This window comes from Streptococcus sp. 2022WUSS083 (assembly GCF_044427155.1).
GTDB classification, from domain to species: Bacteria; Bacillota; Bacilli; order Lactobacillales; family Streptococcaceae; genus Streptococcus; species Streptococcus hashimotonensis.
The window spans coordinates 127,852-149,374 of record NZ_JAOTGK010000002.1; the positions used below are offsets into that span (position 1 = coordinate 127,852).

Annotated in this window: 17 protein-coding genes; 16 read left to right on the plus strand and 1 reads right to left on the minus strand. The window is 41.0% G+C overall.

Features of this window, described 5'->3' with window-relative positions; genetic code table 11:
- Positions 1-5: 5 nt before the first annotated feature.
- From ODU41_RS02650 to ODU41_RS02675, 6 genes are all read left to right on the plus strand, one after another.
- Positions 6-695 carry a 5'-methylthioadenosine/adenosylhomocysteine nucleosidase gene (locus ODU41_RS02650; RefSeq protein WP_015647163.1) on the plus strand — a complete coding sequence of 230 codons (690 nt, stop codon included), beginning with the start codon at positions 6-8 and terminating at the stop codon, positions 693-695.
- A 351-nt stretch (positions 696-1,046) separates the two neighbouring features.
- On the plus strand, positions 1,047-1,895 hold the full coding sequence (locus ODU41_RS02655) for a pyridoxamine kinase (protein ID WP_398578619.1): 849 nt from the start codon (positions 1,047-1,049) through the stop codon (positions 1,893-1,895).
- Positions 1,892-2,422 (plus strand): ECF transporter S component, encoded by a 531-nt coding sequence (locus tag ODU41_RS02660; protein ID WP_395383348.1) that lies wholly within the window; start codon positions 1,892-1,894, stop codon positions 2,420-2,422. The genes ODU41_RS02655 and ODU41_RS02660 overlap by 4 nt, the downstream gene beginning before the upstream one ends.
- 345 nt (positions 2,423-2,767) lie before the next feature.
- A complete protein-coding gene (locus ODU41_RS02665; protein WP_398578620.1) occupies positions 2,768-7,000 on the plus strand; it encodes a SpaH/EbpB family LPXTG-anchored major pilin in 4,233 nt (1,410 codons plus the stop codon).
- The gene (locus ODU41_RS02670) at positions 6,987-8,525 is read left to right on the plus strand and encodes a SpaH/EbpB family LPXTG-anchored major pilin (protein WP_398578621.1); all 1,539 of its coding nucleotides are present in this window, start codon (positions 6,987-6,989) and stop codon (positions 8,523-8,525) included. The genes ODU41_RS02665 and ODU41_RS02670 overlap by 14 nt, the downstream gene beginning before the upstream one ends.
- A 21-nt stretch (positions 8,526-8,546) precedes the next feature.
- The gene (locus ODU41_RS02675) at positions 8,547-9,422 is read left to right on the plus strand and encodes a class C sortase (RefSeq protein WP_079396919.1); all 876 of its coding nucleotides are present in this window, start codon (positions 8,547-8,549) and stop codon (positions 9,420-9,422) included.
- A gap of 264 nt (positions 9,423-9,686) precedes the next feature.
- Here the strand turns inward: ODU41_RS02675 and ODU41_RS02680 are convergent, their stop codons facing one another.
- Positions 9,687-10,490, minus strand: a complete 804-nt coding sequence (locus ODU41_RS02680) for a peptidylprolyl isomerase (protein ID WP_398578622.1) — start codon at positions 10,488-10,490, stop codon at positions 9,687-9,689.
- 143 nt (positions 10,491-10,633) lie between these two features.
- Between ODU41_RS02680 and ODU41_RS02685 the strand changes: the two genes are divergently transcribed.
- The 10 genes from ODU41_RS02685 (at position 10,634) to ODU41_RS02730 (ending at position 21,178) form a co-directional block, all read left to right on the plus strand.
- A complete protein-coding gene (locus ODU41_RS02685) occupies positions 10,634-10,987 on the plus strand; it encodes a DUF2500 domain-containing protein (RefSeq protein WP_044683780.1) in 354 nt (117 codons plus the stop codon).
- An 84-nt stretch (positions 10,988-11,071) separates the two neighbouring features.
- Positions 11,072-11,449, plus strand: a complete 378-nt coding sequence (locus ODU41_RS02690) for a VOC family protein (RefSeq protein ID WP_024407510.1) — start codon at positions 11,072-11,074, stop codon at positions 11,447-11,449.
- On the plus strand, positions 11,450-11,989 hold the full coding sequence (locus ODU41_RS02695) for a hypothetical protein (RefSeq protein ID WP_074391522.1): 540 nt from the start codon (positions 11,450-11,452) through the stop codon (positions 11,987-11,989).
- A 103-nt stretch (positions 11,990-12,092) separates the two neighbouring features.
- On the plus strand, positions 12,093-13,082 hold the full coding sequence (locus ODU41_RS02700) for a LacI family DNA-binding transcriptional regulator (protein ID WP_172078634.1): 990 nt from the start codon (positions 12,093-12,095) through the stop codon (positions 13,080-13,082).
- A gap of 155 nt (positions 13,083-13,237) precedes the next feature.
- A complete protein-coding gene (locus ODU41_RS02705) occupies positions 13,238-14,158 on the plus strand; it encodes a sugar ABC transporter permease (protein ID WP_044678925.1) in 921 nt (306 codons plus the stop codon).
- A gap of 9 nt (positions 14,159-14,167) precedes the next feature.
- Complete coding sequence (locus ODU41_RS02710) at positions 14,168-15,055, plus strand: carbohydrate ABC transporter permease (protein WP_023369721.1); 888 nt, start codon at positions 14,168-14,170, stop codon at positions 15,053-15,055.
- A gap of 254 nt (positions 15,056-15,309) precedes the next feature.
- Positions 15,310-16,920: an ABC transporter substrate-binding protein gene (locus tag ODU41_RS02715; RefSeq protein WP_398578623.1), complete on the plus strand. Its 1,611-nt coding sequence runs from the start codon at positions 15,310-15,312 to the stop codon at positions 16,918-16,920.
- Positions 16,921-16,938: 18 nt separating this feature from the next.
- Positions 16,939-18,297, plus strand: coding sequence for a glycoside hydrolase family 32 protein (locus tag ODU41_RS02720; protein WP_141591159.1), 1,359 nt, complete (start codon positions 16,939-16,941; stop codon positions 18,295-18,297).
- Positions 18,298-18,422: 125 nt separating this feature from the next.
- Entirely contained in the window at positions 18,423-20,792 is a 2,370-nt protein-coding gene (locus tag ODU41_RS02725) for a DNA translocase FtsK (RefSeq protein ID WP_248029147.1), read from the plus strand.
- The gene (locus tag ODU41_RS02730; RefSeq protein WP_398578624.1) at positions 20,792-21,178 is read left to right on the plus strand and encodes a VOC family protein; all 387 of its coding nucleotides are present in this window, start codon (positions 20,792-20,794) and stop codon (positions 21,176-21,178) included. Before ODU41_RS02725 ends, ODU41_RS02730 begins: the two co-directional genes overlap by 1 nt.
- Positions 21,179-21,523: the final 345 nt, after the last annotated feature.

Sequence of the window (21,523 nt, forward strand, 5' to 3'; positions counted from 1 at the left end):
AAGAGATGAAATTTGGAATTATCGCAGCCATGCCTCAGGAATTAAAGATTTTGGTCGAGCATCTACAAGATGCAACTGAAATCGATGTCTTGGGGCGAACTTACTATCAGGGACGAATCGGTCAACATGAAGTTGTTCTTGTTCAGTCAGGTATCGGTAAGGTTATGTCAGCTATGTCCGTGGCTGTTTTGGCAGATCGTTTTTCAGTTGATGTCATTGTCAATACTGGCTCGGCAGGAGCTGTTGCTGAAGGTATTGCCATCGGTGATGTGGTTGTAGCGAATCAATTGGCTTACCACGATGTGGATGTGACGGCTTTCGGCTATGCTTACGGGCAAATGGCAGGGCAGGAATTGTATTATCCGGCAGACCAAGTCTTGTTAGAACAGCTAAGAACCGTTTTAGCAGAGCAGGAAATGATTAGCCATGTGGGTCTGATTGTGACAGGTGACAGTTTTATCGCAGGTCAGGAGAGAATCGCTACAATCAAAACTCATTTTCCAGAAGTCCTTGCTGTAGAGATGGAGGGAGCAGCTATCGCTCAAGCAGCTGTCAATACAGGTAAGCCATTCTTGGTTATCCGTGCTATGAGTGACACAGCTCAGGGAGATGCCAATATCACCTTTGATGAATTTATTATTCAAGCAGGAGAACGTTCTGCCCAGACATTGATTGCCTTTCTGGAGAAAAATTAATACTCTTCGAAAATCAAAATTATCCGTTGTCAACTTCCTTGATGAGTGAAAAGCTCCAGTGGAGGTTTTCAGCCTGTTACCTTGAAATAAGATAGTAACAGAGTTCTATCTTCGGCTTCGTTTCCTAGGCTACTTTTGATTTTCATTGAGTATAAGCAGATTGTGACAACAATACATTGAAATAGGATGACAGTAGCAAAAAGTTGTTACTGTTTTTCTTATGCAGTGATTTGAGCCCGATATTATAAGGTTTCAGCCATCTGTCCCCATACAATTTATGATAAGAGTTATTGAAAAGCTCGTGAAAATACTTTACAATTTTGTTAAAGAAAAATAATTTAGGAGGTTGTTATGGTTCAGCGATTATTGCTTGCAAATGATTTGCCTGGTGTGGGCAAGGTTGCCCTAGCCACTAGCATCCCACTTGCAGCAGCCTGTCAGGTAGAAACGATTCTTTTACCAACGGTACTACTTTCTTCTCATACGGGTGGTTTTCCAGATGTTGTCGTTGAAGATATGACTGACTTGAATCGAGCCTATTTTGAACAGTGGAAGAACTTGAATTTAGAGTTGGCAGGCATCTTGTCTGGCTACTGTAGAAATCCTCAGCAACTAAGTCAATTGGCTATGTATGCTAAACAAACAGAGACACCATTGATTGTTGATCCGGTCATGGGGGATGGAGGGAAGTTGTATACAGGTTTTACCCCTACCTATGTAGAAGCCATGAAAGAATTGATTCAGTCGGCCAAGCTCATTCTCCCCAATGTAACAGAGGCAGCTTTTTTGACAGGGAGGGATTATTTGGGAGCTTGCTACGATAGGGCGGCTATTGAGGACTTACTGGAAGCTTTAGCAGAGCAGGTGTCTGCAGATATTGTACTGACAGGGGTTTCCTTTGATGATAGCCAAATAGGTGTAGCCTATTTTCAGCAGGAAACAGGGGAAATAACTACCTATATGTCTAAAAAATATCCAGCAAATTTCTTTGGAACAGGTGACATTCTATCTACCTTGTTGGCTGTAGCAACCATCCAACAAATCAGTCTCCATCAAGCTATCCCTCTAGCTTTAGATTTTATTGATAAGAGTTTAAGGCAAACCCTGTCATTGAATCGAGACCTAAAGTTAGGGATTTATTTTGAACCATTTTTAGCAGAATTACAGCAGGCATTTCAAACATTAAAGGAGAATTTATGAAACAGAATCAATTGCGTCAATTAACCGAAGTTAGTTTATTTGCAGCCCTTATTTGTGTGGTTGTCTTCTTTATTCGTATTCCTTTTGGGAGTCAATTTGTCCATCTAGGCAATGCTCTGGTGGTAGTAGGAGTACTAATCTTTGGTGCTAAAAAAGGGGCATTGGCAGCCTCACTCGGTCTAGGCATCTTCGATTTACTGTCGGGATATGCTTCCGTTGCTTGGATTACCATTTTAGAATCACTCATTGTCTGTTTTGTCCTACACGTATTTTATGAGAAATTCCTACAGGCAAACGATAGTCTATCAAATATTATGTTTGTTGGGATAGTTGCAGCCCTCACAAAAATTATCTTGAACCTATTGAAGTATACATTAACGGGGAGTTTAGTCGGTGGACTAACGCCATCAGCATCATTTTTAGCTGCTTTGGGTCGGATTTTAGGAACCTATGGCACTGCAATTACGACCATCATTGCTGTACCTATTCTTTATCAGGTATGTAAAAAGTTATATAAGAGAAAATAATTTATATAAAGTGTTAAAGTACGCTCATTGAATACAAGGTATTTCAATGGGGGTACTTTTATTGTTGTATTTTATATTTTTGCTCAATTTGAATAGATTTTTAAAATTGTTATCGGTATCAATTTTATTTAATTTTTTTATGAAAATGTATAAAAATGCATTGAAAACATGGACAAATAAGGGTTTTGTCGCGATTAGATAGCTTTTTCAGGAAGCTTGCCAGCTCATCTTAAATGTGTTATTATGCTTTACGAAAACGTTTGCGTAAAGACAAAGTGGAGATTGTCGAAAGAAAACAGTATAGTGGTGTTCTTGATTTTTTAATAAAATGAAAGAGAGATGCCTATGAAGTTTTTAAGGAAATTATTGGCAGGGCTTTTGGTTGTTTTTGTAACCTTAGCTAGTGGCTCGCTGGAAACAGTGGCATGGAGTCCTTATACGGACTTTCCTGACCAAAGTTTGCGTGAGTGGCCTACCAAAGACAGCAACTATGTTGCCAGCGACCTACCTGCCCCTCCTGCTATAGCTAACACTGTAGATATGGCGGATATGTTTCATTATCCACAGCTGATATATACAGGTTCAATATCCGATGATGCTGTTCAGACAGGTAGGTTGGCTAAAAATCGTTCCTATGTCACGGATATTGATACATCCGTAGCCGTCATCACACGTGATGCCAGATGGCAATCAGGGGTTATGTGGAGTTTGGAAGAGAATAAAATTAAGCTCAACGAACCCTTTCAGATGGTTAGTTATGTTTATCTAGGGAACAGAACCCAATATGATAAGAATTTTAATGGTTTAGGTGGTGCGGATGGTATTACCTTCACGATGCACAATGACAAGAAATCCGTTGCAGATATGCAAGCGGGGAATAAGATTGGTTCGGGAGACCTGAGCAATACAGGAATAAATGCCTACGGTGCTCTGGGGAACGGCTTGGGAGTATATGGTTCAAACTTTAGCGCAAACGTCAGCAGTGAAAAAAATAATATGGTTGATTTTTGGCGTGGTGTTGAAAATGGTATTACATTGGAGTTTGATACCTTTTTCAACGATAATGATACTACCCAACATTCAGATAATGACCTGACTTCGATTATCTACAATGAGAACCACAGCAATACGCAGTACGGTCACATTGCCATAAATTTATTAAATGATTTTAAAAATAATCGAGCAAATTACAATAAAGAGCCAGATAAAACAGCTAACAAGCATAAAATAAAGCTTAGTTTGGGATGGGATGGCGAGGTAGCGGATAAGACTAATCCTTACAGTTGGAATCTTTCTAACTGGCCAACCAGTAGTTTGGCAGATGGTAGATGGCATCGCCTCGAGGTGACTTGGACACCAGATACTGCTAGTAATACAGGGAATTTGAATTATACGATATACAAGCAAGGTCATGAGGGGTCCCGTAATATCGAATATAGCGACGATCGCTCCAAAGATGGTACGGATGTTCTCTCTTATGATGTCTCAATCGGAACAGGTGACTATTCCCTTGAAAAGGTATTTGGTATTTCAGATCTAAATCATACGGTTTACTGGGGCTTCTCAGGGTCGACAGGAGGTTTCCTGAATAATCAGGCTGTTCAAATGGTGCAATTACCAATCTCGTATTACAATGCTGAATTGAGGAAAGAAGACCAGGATGGCAATTTAGTTTCTGATGCTATCTTTGAAATTGAAAAGAAAAATCCTGATACAGGTGAGTGGATTCCTCTGGAATTTTACAACCCAAGGACTGGAAGAACAGTTTCACAGATTTCTACAGGCTCACACCGATTCTATCAAGGTGTAGTTGGAGAAGAGGGGATTTTGAAACTTTCGCAATTAACAGAAGGGACCTACCGTTGGAAAGAAATAGCAGCTCCTGAGGGCTACCAGCTTGATCAGGTATATTATCCAAATGAGGATGGTTTTGTTGTTAATTATGCGGAATCTCTCAAAGAAAATGCCTTTGTTTATACGGCTACAAATAAAAAATTATATCAACTTGAATTAATAAAAACTGATGCAGATACGGGTCAGGCGATAAATGATGTGCCCTTTGTTATTTCAAAGATTGAAAATGACATCTCACATTATCTGAAAATCAAGGCAGATAACACTGGCTTTGATTGGACAAGAATAGAGGGCGAGGCCAAACAATTTCTATCTGGCAAATCCTATTCTATAGGGGCAGATGGCCAGGTCTCTGAGCAAATTGGAGAAGATGGAAAAATCAGCATCCAGTATTTTCCAGATGTACCAAATCTCTTTTGGAAAGAAGTGTCCGTACCGACTGGATACAATTCTAAAACGATTCTGAGTGGAGCGTTTACTACTGTAGCCGATAATAAATACAGCTATACAGCTAGTCAAAGAAATGAACGATTGTTCCAAATCAACTTAGAGAAAAAAGGTAGTGACACCAATGCTGCCTTGCAAGGAGCTGTTTTTGCTTTACAGGAAAAAGTTGGTTCTGAATGGATTCCTGTCAGCTATAGCGGGAAAACAGAATTCACTACGAATCTAGAAGGAAAAATCAGCATTCCAAATCTCACTGCTGGGCGGTATCGATGGGAGGAAAAACAAGCTCCGGTAGGTTACCAACTTAGTCAGCAATATTATCCAAATGAAGATGGTTTTGTAGTAGCATATCGTGAGGGGCTGGAAGTTGACCAAGTGTATCATAATTATATCTTTGATACAACAACCGTTACGAATCAACCTAAGGATTTTGAGTTATTCTTGGAGAAAAAATCCTCTACATTCCAAAGACCGCTTGAAAATGTTGAATTCAAACTTTATTCAACACGTAATGGAGATACTTTTTCTGGAGAGTTGGCAAGAGTCAGAACAAATTCAGAAGGAAAAATTGTTTTTGGAAAGGATATTCTAAAAGCTGATAAAACCTATTATTTAGTTGAAAGTCAGACGATTGATGGTTTTATACGATTAGAAGGTTACTTTACGATAACCACATCCAAAACAGATGGTATCAATATTACTTATACGAAAGCAGATGGTGAAGAAGATTCGAGGCCGTTTGAATTTACCAGGGCAGACGACACTATCTACAAAGGTACTTTAGCAGTCTATAATAAGCGGAAGTCAATGTTACCCATTACAGGTGGGAATGGGATTGTCCCCTATATTGTCATTGGTGGCAGTTTGACGATTCTTGCTTTACTCTTTTTCACACGAAAGCGATTTGTCAAATGGCTTTTTGTGATCATCATTGCAACAACAGGGCTTATTGGACAGAATACTAGGATTTTTGCACAAGAGCAAGGGCAGGTCACCATTGAGGTCAATCGTCTGATTTATCCAGTAACGGATACTCAATACAAATCAGGAAGTCCAGTAGCAGGGGCATACTTGGAAATTGTTGATGTTACGAATGAATTTTACGACCTAGTCCACTTGAAATCCTTATCGAGACTAGAGGCGCAGGAAACATTGAGTAAGGCGCAAAACGTCCAAGGTGAGAAAGTAGGTCAGGCTGTAACGGACGATAAAGGAAAGGCTTATTTTACTGTAGAAAAAATAAGTAGAGACCACCCGGCGGTCTACCTCATCAGGGAAAGGGTAACACCTGTTGCAGTTACACCTATGGAGCCGCTTGTGGTAGTGTTACCCCTGTTAGATGATCAAGGGAAAGAGCGGTCTCAAATATCGGTTTATCCCAAATCACAGGGAACCTTTACTTTTGATAAAACAATAGATGGAAAGAGGGACAGTTACAGTTTGGGAGAACCCATTCATTACCGTCTGTCTACTATTCTTCCACAAGATATTGTAAACTTAGCAAGGTATGAATTAGAAGATGTTTATGATGTAGGTTTGGAATTTATCAGTGAAAGTCTGAGAGTCTCGATTGATGGACAGGAACAAGTGGGTTTCATAGAGTCAATCAGCCAGTCAGAAAATCGTTTTAAACTATCGTTTGATATTGCAAAACTCGCTCAGTTTGGCGGAAAAACACTAGACCTTACCTACAATATGGTTATTACCGATGAAGCTGCAATAGATCAACCATTGATAAATACAGCAACTCTCTATCCTGGAGATCTAACTCCATTAGTTGATAGGGAGCAGGTGATAACAGGCGGTTTTCGATTTATCAAGCAAAAGGCAGGCGGAAACAAGGCTCCCTTAGCCAATGCAAAATTTATTATCAAGCATCCCGTTAATCAAACAATCCTTACCTATAAGGAAGGAAAGTATCAATTTGAAAAGGTAGCCCCTGAGGAAAAGGATGTTGTTCAACTGACTTCCGATGCCCAAGGTCATTTTGAGATAAAGGGATTGAGTTATGGCACCTATCTTCTAAGTGAGATACAAGCGCCATCAGGCTACATCTTAAATGAAAAGCCGATTACATTTACTATCTCTACCTCTACTTTTACGAAAGGGCCGATTTTATCGATATATAATGTTGAAAAACCTCGGATTCAGCTTCCTAAAACAGGGACAGCAACAACATCGTTAGCAGTTATCGGATTATTATGTTTAGTATCATCCATTATGATGAATAGGAGCAGATGCTCGTCTAAAAAGGAGAAATATAATGAAAAAGTTTAAGTTTTTTGCATTACTAGCGACTCTTTTAGTGAGTACGTTTAGCAGTTTACTGACACCGTTTGTGTCGGCTGACGAAACAGAAAAAGTATCAATTACACTACATAAGGTAAAGGACTATACAGGTACGATTACCAATACAGGTGAAATCCTAGCAGGAGATTTTAACTTTCTTCCTGGAATTACCTTTGATGTTTATGATGTAACGACAGAATATTATGCAGTCTATGATGCCTCTGTTGCGACAAAGTCAGTATCACAGGCGGTAAATGATGCGGTTGCCACTGTCAAAGGAACAGCTGGAGTGGCTCCATCAGGTAAAGTTGCATCTGCAACTCAAACAACAGGTCCAGATGGCAGTACTACATTCAGCCTTAATACCAAATCTTCTGGCCGTAATGCAGTATATCTTTTTGTAGAGCAAGCGAGCGAAGGTGTAACAACTGTTGCTGATAATCTGGTGGTAAGTCTTCCAATCTATAAACAGGGAACAAATGATACGGTATTGACATCCATTCACCTCTATCCAAAGAATATCACAAAAGATACACCTTTTGACAAAGATATTACCAGTCAAAAAAATAGTGCAAAACAAACGGATTTCTCTATTGGACAAACCATTGATTATAAATTAAAAACCACCATCCCAGCAGACATCGCTGCAACCAAATTAGTCGATGGTGTAGCTAAAAAGTTGTACAATGTTTTCCAATTTGTAGATAGTTTTGAAACAGACCAACTTGTCTTTATCAATGAACCAGCTACTTACTCAGTAAAAGTGGCAGACGGTCCTGTATTGGCAGCAACTGAGGACTATACTGTAACAGTAGCGGAACAAGGTAGTAAAACCACTGTCACAACGAAATTAACAGAAGCAGGTATTGAAAAATTAGCAAGTCATGCCAATAAAGAAATTGCTTTTAGCTATCAAATGAAGATTCATTCCCTCCAATATATTGATACGGGCATCGTCAATACTGCAAAAGCAATTTTTGGTAACGATGGTACCACAGGTATTAATAAATGGGATAAAGAAACACCAGAAGATTTTGAAACAGTAAAAACAGGTGGTTATAAGTTTAAAAAAGTTGATGTGAACAATGAGGCTAAAACTCTTGAGGGAGCAGAATTCGTCGTTCGCAAAAATACTACTGATTCTGCAGAATACTTCAAAGCAAGTGCCGAGGGTGGTCAATGGGTTACTTCTTATGAAGAAGCAACAAAATATACAACTGATTCAACAGGAATTGTAGATGTAAAAGGTCTCGAATATGGCACCTACCAACTTCAAGAAACAAAAGCTCCAGAGGGCTACGCTTTACCGACTGGTATGGCAGCCTACACTCAATTTGAAGTAACAGCTAATTCTTATACGACTACTACAGGAGCTCCGCATAAACTCGTCAATACACCGAAAGGCTTCCTTCCTTCTACAGGTGGTACAGGAATTGTTCTTTTCGTTGCACTTGGAGCTGTAATGATTGCTCTTGCAGGTACCTATTTTGTGTCTCGTCGTAAAGCAGCATAATGATAATGAACAGGGGAGAATATGGAGCGAACCAAGAAAAATACAAAAAGAAAAATAGTGGATACTGTTATGGGGGTCGTTCTGGCCTGTGGTATTGGCATTCTCTCCTATCCATTCATTAGAAATAGTTTGAATGACTTGATGAACCAACAAATCATTCAACATTACCAGCAGCAAGCAAATCAAAAAAGTACCGAGGAATATCAACAAAAATTAGCCGAAATGGAGGCAAAAAATAAGCAATTTGCCTATCAAAATATCTCTCCCGGATTTGATCCTTTCTCCGAAGAGGCCAAAAAAGTTGAAGATTTAAAAACGGTCTATGAAGACCATGTTTTGGGCGTTATTTCTATCCCTAAAATCCAAATCAGATTGCCTATTTTTGACCAAACCAGGGAGGACTTTCTCGCGCGTGGTGCAACCTATTTAGAAGGGACCTCCTTCCCCATCGGTGGAGAATCGACGCACTCGGTTATTTCTGGACATCGTGGCTTGACCGAAGCTAAATTGTTTACAGACTTACCAGACCTGGTTGAAGGGGATAGATTTTATATTGAGCTCAAAGAGTCTGAAATTCATGCCTACCAAGTAGACAAGATTCAAGTTGTTGATCCTAGTGACGTTAGTAGCCTACAGATTGTTGAAGGACAGGATTATGTCACGTTGGTGACTTGCACACCTTATATGGTAAATAGCCACAGGATTTTGGTTAGGGGACATCGTATCCCATACAAAGCGGAGATAATGGAAGCAGAAGTGAAGCAAGTCGCGGACCTTCCAGTCAATTACATCCCTCTATTTATTGGAATACCTGTTTCATTTATCTTTTTGGCTATATTGTTAAAGAAATGCTGCGGAAAAATGAAGCCGTCGCGTAAAAGTCATAAGAGAAATTAACCTAGCTTGGCTTCTTTAAATAATGTCTTTAAACTCGTGAAAAACAGTTGACACCCCTGTTTTCATAACATAATCTCCAATTTATGTCTTTCGTCTTCCTTTTGTTACTTAGGGATGGTTGTTTTCTTCTTTCCGAATACCGATAATTTTTCTTTATAGAGTAAGAGTAAGCTGAAAGACCCTAGCAAACAGTAACTGGTTTTCACGTGATAAAAGAAACAGAGTGCCTACTCTCCGACAGGAGGTGGGCACTCTGTTTCTTTTTTAAAAGGTGTAATCTTTCAGAATTTCAATAGACTCAATTTTTACATCTGTTTTAGGTTTATCGCTATCATCTGTTTCGACGGAAGCGATTTTATCTACGATGTCCATCCCTTCGATGACTTGACCAAACACGGTATGCTTGCCATCTAAGTTTGGGTTGCCTCCGTTTTTATAAGCATCGATGATTTTACCAGGATAGCTAGAACTAGAAAGTTGGCTAGACATGTCTGTTGTATTTTGATTGATGAAAAACTGACTTCCATTTGTTCCAGACCCAGCATTTGCCATAGAAAGTGAGCCACGGATGTTATAGAGGAAAGCTGAAATTTCATCTTTAAACCCATTTCCGGCATCGATAGTAGTATCTTTTCCGGCCCAGATAGACTCTCCACCAGTACCATTTCCAAGAGGATCGCCACCTTGAATCATGAAATCCTTGATGACACGATGGAAAATCGTTCCATTATAGTATCCTTCCTTGGTATGGGTCAGAAAGTTTTCCACAGTTAGTGGAGCTTGCTCGGGGAAGAGTTTTATAGTGATGTCGCCTTCGGTTGTTTTTATTTTAACAGCAGCCTCATTTTCACCAATTTCATTGGAAAGTTGGGGGAATGTAGCTTTAGGATTGTTAATGGCGTATGCCAAATCTTTGGCATATTGGCTAGAAGCAGTTGTGTCAGCTGTCGTAGTCGAGCTTGAACTAGAGCTAGATGCTGTAGAAGATGAGCTATTAGCTGTCGAGTTGTTTGTGCAGGCAGTTAGCAAGATGCTCGAAGCCAGAGCAAGAGCTAGTATTTTTTTCATTGAAAATCCTTTCTTGTCTTGTTCAAAATTATGCTCATTCTACCATGAAATATGGATTTTTTCAATTTTTATCTAGTATAAAAAGTGTATCTAACTCAACAATATGATATACTATATTCACAAATGTAAAAAGGAGAATAGTGATGTTTGAGAACTTGTTTGGCCCAGATGGAAGCCTAGTATGGCATACGGTCCTTTTCTACAGTTTTTCTGCAATCATATTAGCGACGGTTTGTTTCCATATTATTAAAAATTTTATGGAATGGCACCATAACAATCAGGCCCCAAAAGAATCCTACAGGGCCAAGCTTGTCTCAAAACGAACTCATGTTTTTGGTAACGAAGTAGCACGAACCAATTATTATGTAACGTTTGAATGGGAGGGAAGACGGCAGGAGTTCCGTGTACGCTCGGACGAGTATGCCCTCTTGGCAGAGGGAGATGTAGGCAACCTGCATTTTCAGGGGACTCGCTTCCTAGGTTTTGAACGGCTCTAAGAGTCGTTTTTCTTTTGAAAATATCCCTACCTAGTGTATAATGGTCTGAACAGATATTTGTACAACATAAAAGAGGTATTTAAAATGATTCAATCAATCGGACAGGTTATGCTGTATGTCAATAATCCTGAAGCAGCTGCAAAATTCTGGAATGAAAAAGTTGGCTTTGAGCGTGTAGAACGCCAAGAACAAGGTCCGCAAGTTTCTTATGTTATCGCGCCAAAAGTAGATAGCGATGTTCAATTTGTTCTTCATGATAAGGCAGCAGTTGCTGAAATGCATCCAGAGATGTTTCTTGGTATTCCATCCATCTTGATGGCATCTGCAGATGTTGAAAAAACCTACCAAGAATTTATCGAACGCGGTGTCAATGCCAACCCAGTTATGGATCTTGGATTTATGAAAACTTTCAACTTTAGCGACGAAGAAGGCAACTATTACGCAGTACAAGAGGTAAAATAAATGTCAATTCAGAATCGGATTGAAGAAATGTACAAAGACCATGAGGTCAAGCCCTATATTTCCCCTGAACGTGACCTGGCAGCCTGGCTTTTGGAGGCCAAGCCCGTTCCAAAACGCAATATGATTCGGCTAGAAGAAGGTCTGCTGGCAGGGGACATTATCCTCCTCTGGCGTGTCAATTTTGGCACTTTTACAACTACGACGCCCTATTCCAAGTATTTTGAGTACATTTACGGCATCAATGGCCCTGCCCACATGGAAAAGTTGTTGGCGGAAGGCTATGTTTATTTAGAGTCAGCTTTTGATTCGCTGGACCACATCACCTCCACTGCCAAGAAGAATATCCTCAAGGCAGAAGGCGTGACAGGTCTGTCCAAGATGAAGGCGGCCGACCTCGACACTGCCCTCAAGGACCACTTGACAGAAGAAAAACTAGCTCCTTACTTTGCTGTTCGTGGCTATGCCCTGACGGAAAAAGGCAGAGCTGCTCTGGATAATCACCCAGAAGTCATTGACAAACACCCAAAGAAGAAAATGTAGACTGGCAAGGCTGGTCTATTTTTTCTTGACAGAAAACGTTATCAATGGTATTCTAATATAAAATATTGAAACGTTTCAAAAACGAAATAGAAAGGAGCAAACAATGGAAGAGCAAAAATCAATTACTATGAAAGATGTAGCAAGACTAGCTGGTGTCAGTGTTGGTACGGTTTCGCGAGTTATTAATAAGGAGCCTGGTATTAAGGAAAGCACACTTGAAAAAGTTCAGACTGCCATTCAGGAATTAAATTACATTCCAGATGTTTATGCACGTGGGATGAAAAAGAACAGGACGGAAACCATTGCCTTAATTATTCCAACAGTCTGGCATCCATTTTTTGGAGAGTTTGCCTACCATGTCGAAGTAGCTTTAAGCAAGAAGAATTACAAGCTCTTGCTCTGCAATATCTCGGGACCCAAGCGGGAACTAGACTACCTAACTATGCTCCAGCAAAATAAGGTTGACGGCATCATTGCCATCACCTACAGTCCGATTGAGGATTACTTATCTTCTAACATCCCATTCGTCAGTATCGACCGCACCTATGAAAATAAGGCTATTCCTTGTGTCAGTTCGGACAACCAAGCTGGTGCGGAACTGGCAGCGGATACCTTGATTGCAAAAGGAGGTCGCCATTTTGCCTTTATCGGCGGGCACAATAAAACAATCAATGAAACCAAGAAGCGCAGATTGTACTTTGAAAAACGGATTGTAGAGGCAGGTTTTCCTTGTCAGGTCTTGGACTTGGAAGAGCCATATGATGACTTTGTCGGCCAAGTCGAAGAGTTTCTGATTAACAATCCACAGGTTGACGCCATTTTCACCATCAATGATTTTGTAGCCCTAGACACACTTGCTGTTTTGGAAAAACTGGGACGACGGGTTCCAGAAGATGTACAGGTGATCGGCTATGATGGCATTCAGTTGGCAAGTGAACGCTCTTTAGAACTTTCCACCATTCGTCAGCCTCTAGAGGCTATGGCCCAAGAAGCAGTTGCCTGTCTAGTCGATGTCATCGAGAAAAGAGAGCGTCCCCTCCAAGTTACGTTACCAATTTCTTATGTGGACGGAAAAACTACAAAAAAATTTTAAAAAAGCAGTTGACAGAAAACGGTTACAATGGTAAAATAAAATCATCAATAAACAGTTGGTTTTATTTTTACAAGAAAAATGAAACGTTTCAAAAAAGAGGTTCGCACCCTCTTTCTAAAATCAACAAATTTGAAACGTTTCAAAAAGGAGTTCTTATGAAAACATCAAAACTGCAACAAGCTGGGCTCTTGGATCGAATCAAGCAACAGAAACTCTTGTTACTGATGTTACTACCAGGCTTGGTCTTGACTTTCATCTTCCGTTACATCCCTATGTACGGGGTCTTGATTGCCTTTAAAGATTACAATCCTTTAAAAGGGGTGCTTGGTAGTGAGTGGATTGGGTTTGAAGAGTTTACCAAGTTTCTCTCTTCTCCCAATTTCGGTACCTTACTTGCCAACACCTTGAAATTGAGTGTCTACGGTCTACTACTAGGATTTCTCCCGCCCATTATTTTGGCAATTATGCTCAACCAACTATTGAGTGATAAGGCTAAAAAACGGATTCAGTTGGTGCTGTACGCTCCAAACTTTATCTCAGTCGTTGTCATCGTTGGTATGATTTTCCTCTTCTTCTCAGTAGGAGGACCAGTCAACTCAATCCTCAGTCTATTTGGTATTGAAGCCAACTTCCTGACAGATCCTGACTTCTTCAGACCGCTCTATATCTTAAGTGGTATCTGGCAGGGAATGGGCTGGGCATCGACACTCTACACGGCTACCTTGGTCAATGTTGATCCAGCCTTGATTGAAGCGGCTAAACTTGACGGTGCCAACATCTTCCAACGAATCTGGCACATTGACTTGCCTGCACTGAAACCAGTCATGGTCATTCAATTTATCCTGGCAGCTGGGGGCATCATGAACGTTGGCTATGAAAAAGCCTTCCTGATGCAGACCTCCCTCAACCTAACCAGTTCTGAAATCATCTCAACCTATGTCTATAAAATCGGTTTGGTGTCAGGTGACTACTCTTATTCAACAGCGGTTGGCTTATTTAACGCACTTATCAATATTATCCTGCTGATTGCAGTCAATAAGATTGTCAAACGCATCAATGATGGACAAGGCTTATAGGAGGTTCGTATGAATACACAAATGTACACAAAATTTGACAAGCGAATGCTGATTGTCAATAAAATCTTGCTGGCATTTCTTGTTCTCATAACAGTTGTGCCTATGGTCTATATCCTAGTCGCATCCTTCATGGATCCGCAGGCCTTGGTCAGCAAGGGAATTAGCTTTGATCCAAAGGACTGGACAGTAGAAGGCTACCAACGGGTATTTTCAGATAAGTCTATCCTACGCGGATTTTTCAACTCCCTCTTTTATTCCTTCTCCTTTGCCTTCGTGACCGTGGCTATCTCAGTCATGACTGCCTACCCTCTTTCTAAAAAAGATTTGGTTGGGAAAAAATGGATCAATGCCTTCCTTGTCTTCACTATGTTCTTCGGTGGTGGCCTTGTTCCGACCTATCTATTGGTCAAAGATTTGGGAATGTTGAATACTGTCTGGGCCATTATTATCCCTGGTGCAGTCAATGTTTGGAATATCATCTTGGCACGGACCTATTTCCAAGGCTTGCCAGATGAGTTGGTAGAAGCGGCAGTGATGGACGGTGCCAATGAATTTCAGATTTTCTGGAAAATCATGATTCCACTAGCTAAGCCAATCATGTTTGTACTTTTCCTATATGCCTTTGTAGGTCAATGGAATTCTTACTTTGATGCCATGATTTACATCAAGGACCCAGACTTGGAGCCACTCCAACTAGTACTTCGTAAAATCCTCATTCAGAGCGAGCCTGCTAAGGACATGATTGGTGCCCAGGCTGCCATGAATGAAATGAAACGAATCGCAGAAATGATTAAGTATGCGACCATAGTTATCTCTAGCTTGCCACTCATTGTCATGTATCCATTCTTCCAGAAATACTTTGACAAGGGTATTATGGCTGGTTCATTAAAAGGTTAATAATACTCTTCGAAAATCAAAATCAGACGTTGTTGACTTGATTTGATGAGTGAAAAGATCCAGTGGATCTTTTCAGCCTGTTCCTTGAAATATAAAAGGAACAGAGTTATATCTGCGTGAGTAGAAACGAACTACGTTCGCTCTATCTCCAACCTCCAAAGGTTCCCCAAACCTTTGGAGCTAGTCTGTTTTTGATTTTCATTGAGTATAAGTATCAATTATTTTTAAGAAAACAAAATAGGAGGTTGTTTCTGATGAAACACAAATTTGGAAAAACAGTTGTTACGCTTCTTGCAAGTACCGTTTTATTGGCTGCTTGTGGCTCAAAAAATACCGCATCAAGCCCTGACTATGAATTGACAGATGTCCAGTTCCCTTTGGAAAAATCAGTTACGCTTAAGTTTATGACTTCAAGTTCGCCTTTAGCCCCAGCAGATCCGAATGAAAAATTAATTTTCAAGCGATTAGAAGAGGAAACAGGCGTTCATATTGACTGGACAAATTATCAGTCAGACTTTGGTGAAAAACGGAACTTAGATATTGTCTCAGGTGATTTGCCAGATGCTATTCATAATGACGGGGCTTCTGATGTGGAATTGATGAACTGGGCGAAGCAAGGGGTCATCGTACCAGTTGAAGACTTGATTGATGAGCATATGCCAAACCTCAAGAAAATTCTTGATGAGAACCCAGAATACCGTTCAATGATTACGGCTCCAGACGGACATATCTACTCATTCCCATGGATTGAAGAGTTAGGTGAAGGTAAGGAATCAATTCACACCGTTAACGATATCGCTTGGATTAACAAAGAATGGTTGAACAAACTCGGTCTTGAAATGCCAAAAACAACGGACGACTTGATTAAGGTCCTTGAAGCCTTCAAGACCAAGGATCCAAACGGAAACGGCAAGGCGGATGAAATTCCAATGGGCTTCATCAATGGTGGAGGAAATGAGGACTTCAAAATTCTTTTTGGTGCATTCGGTGTAGGTGATAATGATGACCACTTAGTTGTCAGCAATGACGGAACTGTTGACTTCACAGCGGACAATGAAGACTACAAAGAAGGTGTTGAATTTATGCGCACCCTTCAAGAAAAAGGTCTTCTAGATCCTGAAGCGTTCGAACAAGATTGGAACACTTACATCTCTAAAGGAAGTGAAAATCTCTACGGTGTTTACTTTACTTGGGATAAGGCAAATGTGACAGGTATGAACGATACCTATGACATCTTGCCAGTCTTGGCAGGTCCTGATGGAACCAAGCACATCACTCGTACAAACGGTATGGGCTTCCAACGTGACCGCATGGTCATCACATCAGCTAATAAAAACTTGGAATTGACAGCCAAGTGGATTGATGCCCAATACGCTCCGCTCCAATCTGTCCAAAACAACTGGGGTACTTATGGAGATGAGACACAGCAAAATATCTTTGAACTTGACACAGCAACTAATAGCCTCAAACACCTACCATTGAACGGTACAGCTCCAGGCGAATTGCGTCAGAAGACAGAAGTTGGTGGACCCTTGGCTATTCTTGATGAATACTACGGCAAAGTGACCACCATGCCAGATGACGCTAAATGGCGTTTGGACTTGATGCACGCTACTTATCTTGACTATGTAACAAACGATGATATTTACCCTCGTGTCTTCATGGAACAAGAAGATTTGGATAAGATTGCCCAAGTTGAAGCAGATATGAACGACTTCATCTACCGCAAACGTGCAGAATGGATTGTCAACGGCGGTATTGAAGAAGAATGGGATAGCTATTTGAAAGAATTGGAAAGCTACGGTCTGTCTGACTGGTTAGCTATCAAGCAAAAATACTACGATCAATACAAAGAAAATCAGTAATCAAAAAGGAGGCTGCCTGTGAAAACAGTTGAAAAAGCCAATGCATATATTCAAGCAGAAAAAGTAACCCTTGATCCGACTTTTAGACCAGAACGTCACTTCGTTCCAGAAATTGGCTGGATCAATGACCCAAATGGATTTGTCTATTTCAAAGGAGAATACCACCTCTTTTATCAATTCAATCCCTATGAAAGTGTTTGGGGACCAATGCATTGGGGCCACGCCAAAAGTAAGGACTTGGTCAACTGGGAACATCTCCCAGTTGCCCTGGCTCCAGACAAGGACTACGATAAGGATGGCTGTTTCTCGGGCTCTGCTATTGTCAAAGAAGATACCCTCTGGCTCATGTACACGGGCAACATCGTCAATGAAGATGGCTCTGTCAGACAGGTGCAGAACATGGCCTATTCGACAGACGGTATTCATTTTGAAAAAATCGCTCAGAACCCTGTCGCAACGGAGGAACTTCTACCAGAAGAAGTCATCGCCAATGACTTCCGTGATCCAAAGATTTTCGAGAAAGATGGTCGCTATTACTCCGTTGTAGCGACCAAGCATAAAGACGGTGTCGGCTGTATTGTCCTACTAGGATCTGACGATTTGCTGGACTGGCAATTTGAGTCTATCTTCTTAAAAGGCCAAGCCCACCAAGGTCACGTTTGGGAATGTCCTGATTACTTTGAAGTAGATGGTCAAGAATACCTGATTGTTTCGCCGATGCGCTATCAAAAAGAAGATAATGACTTTGTCAATATCAATTCCAATATCTTTGTGACTGGTCATGTGGACTGGGACAAGAAAGTCTTTGAGGCAGATTCTTTTAAGGAAATCGACCATGGGCATGATTTCTATGCAGCTCAAACGACTGAAGGTCCAGAAGGGGAACGTGTCATGATTGCCTGGATGCATACATGGGGACGTCCGCTTGTAACCAATGACTTGGGACATAAGTGGTATGGTCAAATGAACCTACCTCGTCTACTTAAGCAAGGTGAGAATGGACTCAGACAGGTCTTGCCAGCAAGTATCTTGAACAGCTTTGACGACATTGAAATCGGTCAAGTTATTCAAGGACCAAGTAAGCTCTCCCTCAAACTGGACGATAGTCTAGACTTGAAACTGGGAGCAGACCAAGACTATTTGCAATTTGGTTATGATAAAGAAAGACAAGAAGTCTATATCGACCGTAGCTCTCTCAAAATCCAGCAAGTTGGTGAGGAGGAATGGTCAACTGTTCGTCGAGCGGTCACGGTTCAAGCGACAGAGCTAGAGGTCTTGGTTGACACCAACTGTTTGGAAATCTTTATTAACGATGGTCAAGAAACCTTGACATCAACCTTCTACGTAGAAGGTCAGATTATTCTAAACGCTCTATAATATTATTTGCCCTCTTAAATTATTCTTTCACTCCAAGAGAAACCCTGTATTTTCAGGGTTTTTTCTATCATGAAAATTCTTCCCAATTATGATAGAATAAAGAGATTGAGAAAGTTGAGGTATCTATGAGAAAGACAAGTAAAAAAGGAAAGGCTACGAGGCGACCAACCAAGGCAGAATTAGCACAGCAAGAACGTGTTAAAAATATCACCCTTCGAGTATTGGGGCTTTTATTCATTGCCTTTGCAGCCAGTCGCCTAGGTGTGTTTGGAGTGACCAGCTACAATATTTTCCGGCTATTATTTGGTAGTCTGGCCTATCTATTATTGGCGGGTGCATTTATCTACCTTTTTATTCCCAAAGTCTTACGCGAAAGAGAAGGGACCATATCGGGCTTCTGGCTGATTGTGATCGGGTTATTGATTGAATTTCAGGCTTACTTAGACTGGACCTATCAAGGGAGTGACTTATTCGGTCATACTCTAAAATTGGCCTTGTCAGACCTAGCTAAGTTTCAAGTAACAGCATTTCTAGGCGGAGGGATGATTGGAAGTATCTTCTATCTGCCAGTCTCCTTCCTCTTTGCAAATGTCGGTTCCTTCTTCATCGGTCTTCTAGTGATAGCATTTGGTATCTTTTTTGTAAGCCCATGGTCTGTTTATGATGTTGCCGATGGCTTGGCGGTTGCCAAAGATAAGTTGGTGGAGACGCAGGTAAAAAGAGCAGAGCTTCGAACACAGAAGAAGGCTGAACGAGAAGAAAAACGTCAGCAAGAATTAGCTCGTCTAGAAGAGGAACGCCTTCGTCTAGAGGAAGAGGAAGTGTCGGCTCGGGCTTTGGCACTGGTAGATAGACATGTCGATTTAGAAACTGGTGAAATCCTTGAAGAAGAGCCTGTTCAAGTACCGATTATTTCAGAATATGACCACTTAGACATAGAAGATGAATTTCCTATTATGTTGGCAGAAGATGACCAACCAGCACAATCAAACTCGGCAAGCCAGGATTCTGAAACAAATGAGTTTGAGAAGGACGAGACAGATGTGCAGATTGATTTCAAGCCTAAGCAGAGACTAGCATATAAACTTCCGTCCATAGACTTATTTGCTCCTATAAAAGCTAAGAGTCAGTCCAATGAAAAACGAATTGTTCGTCAGAATATTAAAGTTTTAGAAGACACCTTTGCCAGTTTTGGAATCAAGGTAGTAGTTGAGCGTGCTGAGATTGGACCATCGGTAACCAAGTATGAAGTCAAACCAGCAGTCGGCGTTCGTGTCAATCGGATTTCTAACCTAGCTGATGATTTGGCTCTAGCCCTTGCGGCTAAAGATGTCCGTATTGAAGCTCCTATCCCAGGAAAATCTCTGGTCGGTATTGAAGTTCCAAACTCCGAAGTAGCTACAGTACCTTTCCGTGAGCTCTGGGAACAATCTAAAACAGACCCAGACAAGCTTTTGGAAATTCCTCTCGGTAAGGCTGTCAATGGCTCCGTCCGTTCCTTTAACCTAGCACGTATGCCCCATCTATTGGTGGCTGGTTCAACTGGTTCAGGGAAGTCTGTTGCTGTCAACGGTATCATCTCTTCAATTCTCATGAAAGCTGGTCCAGACCAAGTTAAGTTCATGATGATTGACCCCAAAATGGTCGAATTATCGGTCTATAATGATATTCCCCACCTATTGATTCCCGTTGTGACCAACCCACGCAAGGCTGCTCGAGCTCTTCAAAAAGTAGTGGATGAAATGGAGAAACGCTATGAGTTGTTTAGCCAAATTGGTGTCCGAAACTTGGAAGGTTATAATGCGAAGGTCGAAGAATTTAATAGCCGTTCAGAAGAAAAACAGATTCCACTTCCTCTCATTGTGGTAATCGTAGATGAGTTGGCAGACTTGATGATGGTAGCCAGCAAGGAAGTGGAAGATGCCATTATTCGCTTGGGACAGAAGGCTCGTGCAGCAGGTATCCACATGATTCTTGCTACCCAGCGACCATCTGTTGATGTTATTTCAGGTTTGATTAAAGCCAATGTACCATCTCGTATCGCCTTTGCCGTATCAAGCGGTACAGATAGTCGGACGATTCTAGATGAAAACGGTGCTGAAAAACTCTTGGGCCGCGGTGACATGCTCTTTAAACCGATTGATGAAAACCATCCAGTCCGCTTGCAAGGTTCCTTTATATCCGATGATGATGTAGAAGCAATAGTTGGCTTTATCAAGGATCAAGCAGATGCAGATTATGATGAATCCTTTGATCCAGGTGAAGTGGCAGAAGGTGATGGCGATGCAGGTTTTGGTGATGCTGGAGGAGATCCACTTTTCAACGAAGCACGTGCCTTGGTAGTTGAGACACAAAAAGCCAGCGCCTCTATGATTCAACGACGCTTGTCTGTTGGTTTTAACAGGGCAACACGCCTCATGGAAGAGCTAGAAGCAGCGGGTGTCATTGGTCCAGCTGAAGGAACAAAACCTAGAAAGGTATTGGAAACACAATAATGAAATTTGATGCAGTTCATCATATTGCAATTATCGGTAGTGACTATGACAAAATAAGAGAATTTTATGTTGAGAAACTAGGATTTGAACAGGTGGATGAGCATATTCGCCCAGAAAAAAATGATATTCTCTTCAATGTCAAAAAAGGCAATCTGATTTTGGAAATTTTCATCAAACCAGATGCGCCAATGCGTCCGGTCATGCCCAATCCTGAACATACAGGTCTACGCCATCTAGCCTTCCAGGTTGCAGATGTGGAAGCTTGTCTGGAAGAGTTTGACCGTTTGGACATCCGACATGAAGTCCTGCGAACAGATGATTTTGATGGTAAAAAAATGGCCTTCTTCTTTGATCCAGATGGCCTCCCTCTAGAAATTCATGAATAAGTCCATCTTTTCATGCCCAGAGAGGCCTATCAGTATGACAACTAATTAATACTCTTAGAAAATCAAAATCATACGCTGTTGACTTGATTTGATGAAGGTCAGTTCTATCTATAGTCATTTGAATTAACTTTGATACATCGTCACTTTCGGCTTGCCGTACTCTGCAGAAGTGACTTGCTTTGCAAGTTATATCTCCAACCTAGCACAGCCACTAGGCTGTGCTAGCAACCTGCACCTCAGTTCCTTGTCTGAAAGCTAATTCATTCGACTATACATCTACGTCGCCTTGTCTGATTTAGTATAAAAAAGAATCCCCACTGCGCCTGCAATGGGGATTTATTATGC